The organism is Streptomyces sp. NPDC088812 (assembly GCF_044750285.1).
Taxonomy (GTDB): Bacteria; Actinomycetota; Actinomycetes; order Streptomycetales; family Streptomycetaceae; genus Streptomyces.
In genome coordinates, this window is the sequence record NZ_JBIVJP010000023.1 from 13,145 (window position 1) to 25,568 (window position 12,424).

Below are 12,424 nucleotides of genomic sequence, written 5' to 3' on the forward strand. Positions count from 1 at the left end.
GTCGGGTGCGGCCCTTTCCGGAGAACCTGGCGGCCGGCACGCCCGGCGGACCGGGCGGCGGTACGCCTAGCGGACCTCGGTGATCTCCGGTCCGCGCTGGAGCTGGCCCATGCCGCCGGAGAAACGAGAGCCGGCCTCCTCCTGCTGGACGCCCTCCGGAACCATCTGGGCGTCGTTCGGGAGCTTGAGGACAATGGGGTCGCGGGGGGCCATCGGGCCATCGCCGCGGACCACGACCGTGTCCCGGAAGATCTGCTCGAGCAGGCCGGCCGCCTGCGGCTGCACCGCGCCCTGGCCCGAGATCACACCGCGCAGGAACCAGCGGGGGCCGTCCACGCCGACGAACCGCACGACGTGGAAGCCGCCGGTGCCGTCCGGCAGCTGCACCGGCACCTGGGCCCGCAGCTCCCATCCCAGCGGGCCCTCGACCTCGTCGACGATGCCGCCCTGCTGGGTGATGCCGGAGCCGATCTCCTCGCGCACCTCGCCCCAGATGCCCTCGCGCTTGGGCGCGGCGAAGGCCTGGAGCTGGATGGCGCTGTCGCGCAGCACGACGGTGGCCGCGACGATCGCGTCGCCCGCGACCTCGACCCTCAGCTCCATGCCGTCGACACCGGGCACGAAGAGCCCGCCCAGGTCCACCCGGCCCTCGGCGGGGTCACGCACCTCCGAGCTGTCCCAGGGCCCGTCGGGACGGGGCTCCGGCTCCAGCCGGACGCGCTCGCGTTCGCCCTCGCCCTCTACTTCGTCCGCCTCAGTGTCGACACTGTCGACGACCTGCTCGGCCTCGCCGGCCGCGTCCTCGGCGGCACCCTTCTTCTTGCGACGTCCGAACACGTCACTGTCCTTCCCGGTCGGATACGACCGAAGCGTATCGATTCCCACCCGTCGCGCCGCCCACGGCGGCCTGACCGCTTGTGCCGCTCCCGCCGTCCACCGCGGAGTGGCCACCGGTGGACCCGAAGCCCCCCTCGGCCCGCACCGAGTCGGGAAGTTCCGCGACCTCCTGGAAGCGGACCCTCTCGACCTGCTGGACGACCAGTTGCGCAATCCGGTCGAAGCGCTCGAACCGCACGGACTCGCGCGGGTCGAGATTCACCACGATCACCTTGATCTCCCCACGGTACCCGGCATCAACCGTCCCCGGGGCATTCACGAGGGCGACGCCGCACCGGGCGGCGAGCCCCGAACGAGGGTGCACGAAGGCCGCGTACCCCTCGGGGAGCGCGATGGACACTCCCGTGGGCAGGACCGCCCGTTCCCCGGGCGCCAGCTCCCGGCTCTCGGTGGTCCGCAGATCGGCCCCCGCGTCCCCGGGGTGCGCGTACGCCGGAAGCGGGACGTCGGGGTCGACGCGCCGGATCTGCACGGTCAGGGGAGGCCGGCTCACGGGTTCACCTCGAAGGCGCGGGCGCGCCGGACCTGGTCCGGGTCGCTCATGGCGGCCTGGATCTCCTCCTCGCGGCCGTGGTGGACGAAGTGCTCCACCTTGACCTCGACGAAGAGCGCGTCGGCACGGACGGCGACGGGCCCGTCGGGGCCGCCGATCCGCCCGGTCGCGGTCGAGTAGATCTTCCGCCCGGCCACCGCCGTCACCTCGGCCTCCAGGTGCAGTGTCGTGCCGACGGGTACGGGTCGCAGGAAGTCGGTCTCGAGCCGTCCCGTCACGGCGATCGTCCGCAGCAGCCAGTTCAGTGCGCCGAGCGTCTCGTCGAGCGCGCTGGCCAGGACACCGCCGTGGGCGAGACCGGGCGCGCCCTGGTGTGCGGGGCGCACGGTGAACTCGGCGGTGACGGCGACTCCCTCGCCCGCCCGCGCCTCCAGGTGCAGCCCGTGCGACTGCGCGCCGCCACAACCGAAACACTGTTCGTAGTGGGCACCGAGAAGCTCGCCGGGCGCGGGGGCATCGGGGTGCCGAACCGGTTTCACGGCGTCGGCCGGAGGCTGAAGAGCTGCGGAAGTACCACTCACAGCCGCAGACCTTACCCGCGCGTCGGCCGATACCGGTCACCGTGCCAAGCTTGGCTCCATGCAGCTCTCCGCCACCCCCTACGAAGAACGTCTCACCGCCCCCCGCTCGTGGTGGCTCGTCTCGTTCCTCGTGGGCGTCTCCTTCGCCCTGATCCTGCTGCCGTTCGGCACCCTGCCCCTGCTCGGCGGCCTGGTGGGCGGCACCGCCTTCGCGGCGGTCGTGGCCAGTTCCTACGGCTCCGTCCGCATCCGGGTCGTCGGGGACTCCCTGATCGCGGGCGACGCGAAGGTGCCCGTCACGGCGCTGGGTGAGGCGGAGGTGCTGGACCGCGAGGAGGCGCGCGCCTGGCGCACGTACAAGGCCGACACCCGGGCCTTCCTGCTGCTGCGCGCCTACATCCCGACCGCGCTGCGCGTGCAGGTCACCGACCCGGACGACCCGACCCCCTACCTGTACCTGTCGACGCGCGAGCCGGAACGCCTGGCCGAGGCCCTGCGTACGGCCCGGGAGACGGCGGCGTAGCCCCACCGGCAGGCCGCCGCACACGACCGGCAAGGCCCCCTGCCGGCGCCCTGGTGCGCGGCGTACGGCACCGGGGCGTGCGGCGCCGCGAGGAGGCAACGGCGCGGGGACTTCCGGTGCCCCGCCGCACGCGCTGCACGGCGTACGGCGCCGGGCGTGTGGGCGGCACGGAGAGAAGAGGGCGGCGCAGGGGCACCCGGAGGGCCGTCACGCGCGGTCAGCGCGGCGTACGGCGCCGGGGGCGGCGGGGCCGGGCAAGTGGGCCAGGGCACTGCGGGCAGCGCGGCGGACGGCGCTCGGGGCGCCGGGGCAGGGCAGCCGCGGGCAGCCCACAACAGGCACAACAGGCGGCGCCAGAGTCGGCGGGCAGCGGACGGTGCCGCGGACGGCGGACGGTACCGCGGACGGCGGCAAAGGCACTCGCAGCTGTCGCCCACACCGCGCGGAACGCCTCACCCGCACCGCACGAGATGTGCTCAGTCCTCCGACGGTCCGGGGGTCTCGTCGCCGATGGGCAGCGGGTTCTCCGGCTTCTCCAGGGGCGGGAGGGCGGGCAGCGCGTCCCACGGCACCTGGATCTTGCGCAGGTCGGTCCGGACCTTGGCGGCGAGCTTCTTGGTGTCGCGCCGGTTCATGAGCGCGCCGACCGCGGCGCCCACCAGGAACGGCATCAGATTCGGCAGGTCGCGCACCATGCGCTTCATGATCTGCTGGCGCAGTTCGCGCTTCATCTGGCCGCCCAGCGCCCCGTTGAAGGAGGCGGGCTTCAGCACGTCGACGCCGCGTTCGCCGGACCACGAGCGCAGGTACGCGGTGCTGCGGTCCTTGAGGTTCCCCGGCGGGCGGACGCCGTACACCTCGTGCAGTTCGGCGATCAGCTTCAGCTCGATCGCCGCGACGCCGGTGATCTCCGCGGCGATCTCGGTCGGCATCGCGAGCGGTACGGGCATCATCGCCGCCGCGCCGATACCCGCTCCGACAGTGGACGTGGCGTGCGCGGCGCCCGCCACCAGCTTGTCGGCGAGCTGCTCGGGCCCGAGGCCGGGGAACTGCCTGCGGAGCGTCCGGAGATCCCGTACGGGGACCCGCGGGGCCAGTTCGATGACACGGTCGGTGAGATGGGCCAAGCCCGCCCTGGCCCGGCCGCCGCCCTTGCGGACGCCTTCTCTGGCCAGGTCCACGGCCTTGTCCCGGACCACCGCAGCCCGTCGCCGGGCGACGGGCGCGGCGCCCGGTGCCGGGAGGCCACCCCGGTCACCCGTAGCTTCGAGCGAGGCCGATCCCGCCGGGACCACTCCCTGGCCGGATGAGCCTCGCTCGTCGTCACGCACGCCGTGAGGGCCGTCGGACGGCCCCTTGTCCGCTCCCGGAAAGGGGAAGCGGCGCTTCCGAGGAGGGGTCGAGCCAGTCACGGCCGACCCGCCCTCAGTCGCAGTCGCGGCAGATCGGCTGGCCGTTCTTCTCGCGGGCCAGCTGGCTGCGGTGATGCACGAGGAAGCAGCTCATGCAGGTGAACTCGTCCTGCTGCTTCGGCAGCACACGGACGGCCAGTTCCTCGTTGGAGAGGTCTGCGCCGGGCAGCTCCAGCCCCTCGGCGGCCTCGAACTCGTCAACATCGACGGCGGAGGCGGACTTGTCGTTCCGCCGGGCCTTCAGTTCTTCAAGGCTGTCGGAATCGACATCGTCATCGGTCTTGCGTGGGGTGTCGTAATCGGTTGCCATTTCGCCTCTCCCCCTCTGGGTGTCTGCGGTGTCTCCAGCGCACGTAACGCGTGAGAGGCCGGACTTGTGCCCGCCTCGAGGCGGAGATTTTGCCTCACATCAAGGTCTGTTACTCAATCGACACCCAACCGGACTCCTCTTGAGTGATCGGGTTGGATGGCGATGGGGACCGTACACGGTCCGAATGTCGCACTTCAAAGGGGCCTCACCGTGTACTTCCCGTGATCAGGACCCCCGAAAACCCGGAGTTTCCGGGCTTTCCGGCCACCTCCATGATCACTCTGAGTAGATGGCCGGAAAATCGCCCTTGTGATCGATCACACACGAGGGAGCTGGATCACAGCCCCGAAAATTCCGCGCAAAGCGAACATCCCCGCGTGTGTCGGCGACATGATCTCAGAGAGGAAGGGTGACCCGCATCACGAGCCCTCCCCCCTCACGCGGCTGGGCCGTGATGTGACCGCCGTGCGCCCGCGCCACGGACCGGACGATGGACAGGCCGAGGCCGACTCCCTTGTCGCTTCCCGTGCGCTCCGTGCGCAGCCGCCGGAACGGCTCGAAGATGTTGTCTATCTCGTACGCCGGCACGACCGGTCCCGTGTTCGACACGACGAGCACCGCCTGCCCGTGCCGGACCTCGGTGCTCACCTCGACCCAGCCGTCCTCGGGGACGTTGTAGCGCACGGCGTTCTGCAGCAGGTTCAGGGCGATCCGCTCCAGCAGCACGCCGTTGCCCTGCACGATCGCCGTCTCCCGGGTGCCGCGGACCTCCACGCCCTTGGCCTCGGCCTCGCCGTGCACCTGGTCGATGGCCTGCCCGGCGACCTCGGCGAGGTCGACCGGTTTGCGCTCGACGATCTGGTTGTCGCTGCGGGCGAGCAGCAGCAGGCCCTCCACGAGCTGCTCGCTGCGCTCGTTGGTGGCCAGGAGCGTCTTGCCGAGCTGCTGGAGCTCCACGGGCGCGTTCGGGTCGGACAGGTGCACCTCGAGGAGCGTGCGGTTGATCGCGAGCGGGGTCCTGAGCTCGTGCGAGGCGTTGCCCACGAAGCGCTGCTGGGCGGTGAAGGCGCGCTGCAGTCGCTCCAGCATGTCGTCGAAGGTGTCGGCCAGCTCCTTGAGCTCGTCGTCCGGTCCGTCCAGCTCGATACGGCGGGACAGGTCCGAGCCTGCTACCGCGCGGGCGGTGCGCAGGATCCGGCCGAGCGGGCTCAGGACGCGGCCGGCCATCGCGTAGCCGAAGGCGAAGGCGATGACGGCCAGACCGAGCAGGGCGAGGAGGGAGCGGCTGAGGAGGTCGTCCAGGGCGTGCTGGCGCTGCTCGTTGACGCAGTCGTTCAGCGCCTGGTTGAGCTCGGACGCGGGCAGCTCGGCGCTGCGCACCTTGCAGACGTCACTCGTCACCCCGCCGGAGACGATCTTGAAGGGCAGGTCGCTGCCCACGTTCAGCGCGTGCGCGGCGAGCAGGTAGATGATCGACAGCAGCAGGATGCCCGCGATCAGGAACATCCCGCCGTACAGCAGTGTCAGCCGTATCCGGATGGTCGGGCGCAGCCACGGAAAGGGGGCTTGGGGCCTCCTGGGGTCCCAGGTGGGCTTCGGAGGCGCCTGGGGAGGCGCCGGGGTGGCGGCCACGGGATCAGATCCGGTAGCCGGAGCCGGGGACGGTGACGATCACCGGGGGTTCGCCGAGCTTGCGGCGCAGGGTCATGACGGTCACGCGCACGACGTTGGTGAACGGGTCGGTGTTCTCGTCCCAGGCCTTCTCCAGCAGCTGCTCCGCGGAGACGACGGCGCCCTCGCTGCGCATCAGCACCTCCAGGACGGCGAACTCCTTGGGGGCGAGCTGGACCTCCTTGCCGTCGCGGAAGACCTCGCGGCGGTTGGGGTCGAGCTTGATGCCGGCGCGCTCCAGGACGGGCGGCAGGGGCACGCTGGTGCGCCGGCCGAGGGCGCGCACGCGGGCGATGAGCTCGCTGAAGGCGAAGGGCTTGGGGAGGTAGTCGTCGGCGCCGATCTCCAGCCCCTCGACCCGGTCGCTGACGTCGCCGGACGCGGTGAGCATCAGCACGCGCGTGGGCATGCCGAGTTCGACGATCTTGCGGCAGACGTCGTCGCCGTGCACGAGCGGGAGGTCGCGGTCGAGGACGACCACGTCGTAGTCGTTGACGCCGATGCGCTCCAGGGCGGCCGCACCGTCGTACACGACGTCGACGGCCATGGCCTCCCGGCGCAGTCCGGTGGCCACCGCATCGGCGAGCAGCTGCTCGTCCTCGACGACGAGTACGCGCACGTCGCTTGTCCTTCCTGTGTCTGCCCGCGGGGCGCTCCGTGGGCGCACGCGGGCAGGGGTCTTGGTGAGTGTGTGGTCCCATCCTGCCCTTTTCGGCCATAAGTCGGCGGTAAGGCGGGGGTCCCGGGCGATGAACGACGGGTGAGGGGCCCGGGAATGCGAGATTTTCTCGTCGGGTTGAGGTTTCCGCGGAAGAGAGCTGGGGGAGGACGGCTTTACACCCCGCGATCACGCTCTGCATGTGCCGTAGCACCATGTGGCACTCCGACCGCTTTCCGCAGAGCGGGCGTGGGTGCCCGGCACCGTCGCCGCCCAGCGGGGCAGCGCGCTGGGCATCCACCGGAGACGTGATCGCCTCTTCCCAACCGGCACACCCCCGTGCCACCGACCCACGACCCAAGGACGAGGGGGCGCAGCATGGACGCATTCACCGCAGGACTTCTGCAGCGCATAAAGGCGACCGAGTCCGACCTGACGCGGGCTCGCGACGAGGGCGACGACTTCCTCGTCGAGGTGGAGCAGGGCGAGCTCGACGACCTGCGCCGCCTCGCCGCCGAGCACGGTGTGGAGGTCGGCGCGTACGCCGTCTGAAGCAGTTCGCGCATGCGAGGGGCCCCGGCGAATCCAGCGCCGGGGCCCCTTCGCGTGGGCGGCGCCCGCCTCAGTCGTGCCAGGCCCCGAAGTCCTCCAGCAGCCGCTGGAGGGGCTCGAAGACGCCCGGGGTACCCGTGACCGCCAGATCGCGTGAGGGGCGCTCTCCGGGGCGTCCACCGGTCAGCGCGCCCGCCTCCCGGGCGATCAGGTCGCCCGCGGCCAGGTCCCAGGGGTGCAGTCCGCGCTCGAAGTAGCCGTCGAGGCGGCCGGCGGCCACGTCGCACAGGTCGGCGGCCGCGGAGCCGCCGCGCCGGATGTCGCGCAGCAGCGGGATCAGCCGACGCGCGACGTCGGCCTGGTGGGCGCGCACCTCGGTGACGTAGTTGAACCCGGTGGAGACCAGCGCCTGGTCGAGGGGCGCCGTGGCGCGGCAGGCGAGGGTGCGCTCGCCCTCCCAGGCGCCGGTCGCCCGGGCCCCTCCTCCGCGCACCGCGTGGAAGGTCTCGCCGCGCATCGGGATCTCCACGACTCCGACGACCGTCTCGCCGTCCTGTTCGGCGGCGATGGAGACGGCCCAGGTGGGCAGTCCGTAGAGGTAGTTGACCGTGCCGTCGAGCGGGTCGATCACCCAGCGGACGCCGCTGCTGCCCTCGCTGGAGGCGCCCTCCTCGCCGAGGAAGCCGTCGTCGGGGCGGTGCTCCGCGATCAGGCCGGTGATCAGCTTCTCGGCCGCGATGTCCATCTCGGTGACCACGTCGATGGGGCTGGACTTGGTGGCGGCGACCGCGAGGTCGGCCGGGCGGCCGTCGCGCAGCAGCTCGCCGGCCCGGCGGGCGGCCGTCAGGGCGAGGTCGAGCAGGTCCGTGTGCAGGGGGTCGGTCACGGCGGTCCTCACGCGTAGGGGCTGTCGGCGCCCGCCGCGGCGGGCCGAGGGGCACGGGCCGGGCAGCAGCCGACCGGGCAGAGGTCGTGACTCGCGCCGAGCGCGCCCAGGGCGCACGGGGTGACCGGCCGGCCGCTCTCGGTGGAGGCGCGCTCCAGGACGAGCTCGCGGACGGCGGCGGCGAACCGCGGGTCGGCGCCCACGGTGGCCGAGCGGCGCACGGGAAGGCCCAGTTCGCCGGCCTTGGCGGTGGCCTCGGTGTCGAGGTCGTACAGGACCTCCATGTGGTCGGAGACGAAGCCGATGGGGGCCATCACGACCGCCGGGACGCCGGCCGCGTGCCGCTCCTCCAGGTGGTCGCAGATGTCGGGCTCCAGCCACGGGATGTGCGGGGCCCCGGAGCGCGACTGGTAGACGAGCTGCCAGGGGTGGTCCACGCCGGTGCGCTCGCGGACGGCGTCGGCGATCAGCCGGGCGACGTCCAGGTGCTGCCGGACGTACGCGCCGCCGTCGCCGTGGTCCTCCACGGGGCCGGAGGTGTCGGCGGCGGCGGTGGGGATCGAGTGGGTGGTGAAGGCGATGTGCGCGCCGTCCCGGACGTCCTCGGGAAGGTCGGCGAGGGACCGGAGCACACCGTCGGTCATGGGCTCCACGAAGCCCGGGTGGTTGAAGTAGTGCCGCAGCTTGTCGATCTTCGGCAGGGGAAGGCCCTCGGCCTCCAGGGCGGCCAGCGAGTCGGCGAGGTTCTCGCGGTACTGGCGGCAGCCGGAGTAGGAGGCGTAGGCGCTGGTGGCGAGGACGAGGATGCGGCGGCGGCCGTCCTCGACCATCTCGCGCAGGGTGTCCGTCAGGTACGGGGCCCAGTTGCGGTTGCCCCAGTAGACCGGAAGGGCCAGGCCGTGGTCGGCGAAGTCCTTGCGCAGGGCGTCCAGCAGGGCGCGGTTCTGGTCGTTGATGGGGCTGACCCCGCCGAACTGGAAGTAGTGCCGGCCGACTTCCTTGAGGCGTTCCTTGGGGATGCCGCGCCCACGCGTCACGTTCTCCAGGAACGGGACCACGTCGTCCGGGCCTTCCGGTCCGCCGAAGGAGAGCAGGAGCAGGGCGTCGTAGGGGGTGGCATCGAGCGCGTCTGGCATGTCTCGATCCTGCCACCCGGCACTGACAGCCGGAAAACGGCGGGGTGCCGCACAAAAGCGACGCCCGCGGCGGCACGGGGGGAAGGCCCCGCGCGCCGCCGGCGGGACGGGGCGGCAAACGGCAGTGGGGCGCGGGCCTGCGGACGGCGGCGGGCCGGGAGCGGCCGGGGCCGCCGACGGCAGCGGGCCGGGGCGCCGCGGGAGGCGGACCGCACGCCTCGGGGCGGCGGACGGCGGCGGGGCGCGCGCCTGCGGACGGCGGCGGGCCGGGAGCGGCCGGGGCCGCCGACAGCGGCGGGCCGGGGCGCCGCGGGAGGCGGACCGGACGCCTCGGGGCGGCGGACAGGGGAGCCGCGGTCGGCGGGCCACCGGACGGGGGTGGCGCCCGCGTGGAGGGTGTGAAGGGGAGGTGCGTTAGGGTTGCCTAACTCGTAAGCTGTATGAGCTGCGTTCGCGCCTTACCCCCGCGGTCGCGTCCCCCGCATGCCCGACCGAGCCCCGCAGAGCCGCCTTTCCTCGCGCCGTGCCCAGCCGCCCCGCACGCGTGACCGGACCCCCCGGAGACCTCCGTTGCCCAGCCCCTACCGCGCCCTGTTCGCCGCTCCCGGCTCCAAGGGTTTCTCCGCCGCGGGGTTCCTCGGCCGGATGCCGCTGTCGATGATGGGCATCGGCGTGGTCACGATGGTCTCCCAGCTGACCGGGCGCTACGGGCTCGCGGGCGCGCTCTCGGCGGCCATCGCGCTGGCGGCCGCGGCGATCGGACCGCAGATCTCACGCTGGGTGGACCAGTACGGACAGCGCAGGGTGCTGCGCCCCGCGACCCTGGTCGCGCTCGCCGCGTCGGCCGGGCTCCTGCTGGCCGCGCACTTCGACTGGCCGGACTGGGTGCTGTTCGTGTGCGCTGCCGGGATCGGCTCCGTGCCGAGTCTCGGCGCCATGATCCGGGCGCGCTGGGCGGCCGTGTACCGGGGGACTCCCCAGTTGCACACGGCGTACTCCTTCGAGTCCGTCGTGGACGAGGTCTGCTTCATCTTCGGGCCGATCATCTCCATCGGGCTGTCCACCGCCTGGTTCCCCGAGGCCGGGCCCCTGCTGGCGGCGGGCTTCCTCGCCGTCGGCGTCTTCTGGCTGACCGCCCAGCGGGCCACCGAACCGCCGCCGCACCCGCGCGCGCGGGGCGGCGGCGGCACGGCGCTGCGCTCGACGGGCCTGCAGGTCCTGGTGGCGACGTTCGTGGCGACCGGGGCGATCTTCGGCGCGGTCGACGTGGTCACCGTCGCCTTCGCCGACGAGCAGGGCCACAAGGGCGCCGCGAGCCTCGTCCTGGCCCTCTACGCGGCGGGATCCTGCGCGGCGGGCCTGGTGTTCGGGCTGCTGCGCTTCAAGGGGGCGCCGGAACGACGCTGGCTGCTGGGCGTGTTCATGATGGCCGTGAGTATGATCCCCCTCCTACTGGTCGGGAACCTGCCGTTCCTGGCCGTGGCGCTGTTCGTTGCGGGTCTGGCCATCGCTCCGACGATGATCACGACCATGTCCCTCATCGAAGAGCACGTACCTCGCGCGCAACTGACCGAGGGCATGACCTGGGTGAGCACCGGGCTCGCCGTCGGCGTCGCGCTCGGCTCCTCCGTAGCCGGCTGGGTCATCGACGCGGCCGGCGCGCGGGCCGGGTACGGGGTGCCGGCGGTGGCCGGTGCCGTCGCGGCCGCCGTCGGTTTCCTGGGGTACCGCCGGCTCGGCAGGCCGGCTCCGGGTCGGGGAGGCACCGTTGAGCAGCACAGCGAGCGGGAAGAACGGCACGTGGCGTAACTGGGGCGGCACCGTCGTCGCGCGCCCCGCCCGGGAGGTCGTGCCCGCCTCCGCCGACGAGCTGGCCGCGGTCGTGCGCCGGGCCGCCGAGGACGGGCTGAAGGTCAAGGCGGTCGGCACCGGCCATTCCTTCACGTCGATCGCCGCGACCGACGGGGTGCTGATCCGCCCCCACCTGCTGACCGGCATCCGTGACGTCGACCGCGAGAACATGACCGTCACGGTCGAGGCGGGCACCCCGCTCAAGCGGCTCAACCTGGCCCTGGCGCGCGAGGGCCTGTCGCTCACCAACATGGGCGACATCATGGAGCAGACCGTTTCCGGGGCCACCAGCACCGGCACCCACGGCACCGGCCGCACATCGGGCTCCATCGCCGCCCAGATCACGGCGCTGGAGCTGGTCACGGCCGACGGTTCGATCCTCACCTGCTCGAAGGACCGGCACACCGAGATCTTCGCCGCGGCCCGGATCGGACTGGGCGCGCTCGGCGTCGTCACCGCGATCACCTTCGCCGTGGAGCCGGTCTTCCTGCTCACCGCGCGGGAGGAGCCGATGCCGCTCGACGCGGTGCTCGCCGACTTCGACGCCCTCTGGGCGGAGAACGAGCACTTCGAGTTCTACTGGTTCCCGCACACCGGCAGCACCAACACCAAGCGCAACAACCGCAGCGCGGGCCCGCGCAGGCCGGTGGGGCAGCTCGCGGGCTGGTTCGAGGACGAGTTCCTCTCCAACGGTGTCTTCCAGGCGGCCCAGTGGGCCGGCCGGGCGGCACCCGCCACGATCCCGGCGATCGCCCGGGTCTCCAGCAGGGCGCTGTCCGCGCGCACCTACACGGACGTGCCGTACAAGGTCTTCACCTCCCCGCGCCGCGTGCGGTTCGTGGAGATGGAGTACGCCGTGCCGCGGGCGGCCGTGACCGGGGCGCTGCGCGAGCTGAAGGCGATGGTGGACCGCTCGGGCCTGCGCGTCAGCTTTCCGGTCGAGGTGCGCACCGCGCCGGCCGACGACATCACGCTGTCCACCGCCTCCGGACGGGACAGCGCCTACATCGCCGTCCACATGGCCAAGGGGACGCCGTACCAGCCGTACTTCACGGCGGCCGAGCGCATCTTCACCGCGCACGACGGGCGGCCGCACTGGGGCAAGGTGCACACCCGCAACGCCGAGGACCTCGCCCGGGTCTACCCGCGGTTCGCGGAGTTCACCGCCCTGCGGGACCGGCTGGACCCCGACCGTCTGTTCGGGAACGACTACTTGAGGAGGGTCCTGGGGGCGTAGCGGCCCCGGCGGGCGGCCGGTTCCGTTTCGGACGGTTGGGTGAAGTTCGACACGTTCAAGATCGCGGAAATCGGGCAGGGGGCGGCCAAGTCGCACCTCTTGCCAGAAGTTGGGCGGCGCGCCGATCCACGCGCGTGGCCCGAATGGAGTACTGTTTCGAGCCCTGGGCCCGGTCTCCCACCAGGATGTCCGGGGCCTTGCTGGACCGCCAGGAGGG

The 12,424-nt window shown here is 72.5% G+C and carries 13 protein-coding genes; 4 read left to right on the forward strand and 9 right to left on the reverse strand.

Annotation, left to right across the window (positions count from 1 at the left end; genetic code table 11):
- Window positions 1–66 precede the first annotated feature (66 nt).
- Genes ACIP67_RS33040 through ACIP67_RS33050 form a run of 3 tightly spaced genes read right to left on the reverse strand, consistent with a single transcriptional unit; the run spans window position 67 to window position 1,971 of the window.
- Window positions 67–837 carry a DUF3710 domain-containing protein gene (locus ACIP67_RS33040; RefSeq protein WP_389515671.1) on the reverse strand — a complete coding sequence of 257 codons (771 nt, stop codon included), beginning with the start codon at window positions 835–837 and terminating at the stop codon, window positions 67–69.
- A 1-nt stretch (window position 838) separates the two neighbouring features.
- Window positions 839–1,390 (reverse strand): dUTP diphosphatase, encoded by a 552-nt coding sequence (gene dut / locus ACIP67_RS33045; RefSeq protein WP_401696722.1) that lies wholly within the window; start codon window positions 1,388–1,390, stop codon window positions 839–841.
- A complete protein-coding gene (locus ACIP67_RS33050) occupies window positions 1,387–1,971 on the reverse strand; it encodes a PaaI family thioesterase (RefSeq protein WP_401696724.1) in 585 nt (194 codons plus the stop codon). Before ACIP67_RS33050 ends, dut begins: the two co-directional genes overlap by 4 nt.
- A gap of 58 nt (window positions 1,972–2,029) precedes the next feature.
- On the opposite strand from ACIP67_RS33050, the gene ACIP67_RS33055 reads away from it, so the two are divergent.
- Window positions 2,030–2,494 (forward strand): DUF3093 domain-containing protein, encoded by a 465-nt coding sequence (locus ACIP67_RS33055; protein ID WP_401696725.1) that lies wholly within the window; start codon window positions 2,030–2,032, stop codon window positions 2,492–2,494.
- Window positions 2,495–2,970: 476 nt separating this feature from the next.
- Here ACIP67_RS33055 and ACIP67_RS33060 read toward each other — a convergent pair whose 3' ends face one another.
- The 4 genes from ACIP67_RS33060 to ACIP67_RS33075 form a co-directional block, all read right to left on the reverse strand.
- A complete protein-coding gene (locus tag ACIP67_RS33060; protein WP_401696726.1) occupies window positions 2,971–3,906 on the reverse strand; it encodes a hypothetical protein in 936 nt (311 codons plus the stop codon).
- A 13-nt stretch (window positions 3,907–3,919) separates the two neighbouring features.
- Window positions 3,920–4,216, reverse strand: coding sequence for a DUF4193 domain-containing protein (locus tag ACIP67_RS33065; protein WP_003993510.1), 297 nt, complete (start codon window positions 4,214–4,216; stop codon window positions 3,920–3,922).
- Between the two features lie 396 nt (window positions 4,217–4,612).
- The gene (locus ACIP67_RS33070; RefSeq protein ID WP_401696727.1) at window positions 4,613–5,848 is read right to left on the reverse strand and encodes a sensor histidine kinase; all 1,236 of its coding nucleotides are present in this window, start codon (window positions 5,846–5,848) and stop codon (window positions 4,613–4,615) included.
- A 4-nt stretch (window positions 5,849–5,852) separates the two neighbouring features.
- Entirely contained in the window at window positions 5,853–6,506 is a 654-nt protein-coding gene (locus tag ACIP67_RS33075; RefSeq protein ID WP_003993508.1) for a response regulator transcription factor, read from the reverse strand.
- A 417-nt stretch (window positions 6,507–6,923) separates the two neighbouring features.
- Here ACIP67_RS33075 and ACIP67_RS33080 point away from each other — a divergent pair, with 417 nt between their 5' ends.
- Complete coding sequence (locus tag ACIP67_RS33080) at window positions 6,924–7,097, forward strand: hypothetical protein (RefSeq protein ID WP_401696728.1); 174 nt, start codon at window positions 6,924–6,926, stop codon at window positions 7,095–7,097.
- Window positions 7,098–7,167: 70 nt separating this feature from the next.
- On the opposite strand, the gene ACIP67_RS33085 is transcribed toward ACIP67_RS33080, so the two are convergent.
- Window positions 7,168–7,983 carry an inositol monophosphatase family protein gene (locus ACIP67_RS33085; RefSeq protein WP_401696730.1) on the reverse strand — a complete coding sequence of 272 codons (816 nt, stop codon included), beginning with the start codon at window positions 7,981–7,983 and terminating at the stop codon, window positions 7,168–7,170.
- Window positions 7,984–7,991: 8 nt separating this feature from the next.
- Window positions 7,992–9,119, reverse strand: coding sequence for a ferrochelatase (locus ACIP67_RS33090; RefSeq protein WP_401696732.1), 1,128 nt, complete (start codon window positions 9,117–9,119; stop codon window positions 7,992–7,994).
- 570 nt (window positions 9,120–9,689) lie between these two features.
- On the opposite strand from ACIP67_RS33090, the gene ACIP67_RS33095 reads away from it, so the two are divergent.
- On the forward strand, window positions 9,690–10,928 hold the full coding sequence (locus ACIP67_RS33095) for an MFS transporter (protein ID WP_401696734.1): 1,239 nt from the start codon (window positions 9,690–9,692) through the stop codon (window positions 10,926–10,928).
- Entirely contained in the window at window positions 10,888–12,207 is a 1,320-nt protein-coding gene (locus ACIP67_RS33100) for a D-arabinono-1,4-lactone oxidase (RefSeq protein ID WP_401696735.1), read from the forward strand. The genes ACIP67_RS33095 and ACIP67_RS33100 overlap by 41 nt, the downstream gene beginning before the upstream one ends.
- The last annotated feature ends 217 nt before the right edge of the window (window positions 12,208–12,424 follow it).

What these genes read in the sequence shown, in the direction of transcription:
- ACIP67_RS33055 (WP_401696725.1), top strand. Translation starts at nt 2,030, where the DNA reads ATGCAGCTCTCCGCCACCCCCTACGAAGAACGTCTCACCGCCCCCCGC.
- ACIP67_RS33065 (WP_003993510.1), bottom strand. Translation starts at nt 4,216, where the DNA reads ATGGCAACCGATTACGACACCCCACGCAAGACCGATGACGATGTCGAT.
- ACIP67_RS33080 (WP_401696728.1), top strand. Translation starts at nt 6,924, where the DNA reads ATGGACGCATTCACCGCAGGACTTCTGCAGCGCATAAAGGCGACCGAG.
- ACIP67_RS33090 (WP_401696732.1), bottom strand. Translation starts at nt 9,119, where the DNA reads ATGCCAGACGCGCTCGATGCCACCCCCTACGACGCCCTGCTCCTGCTC.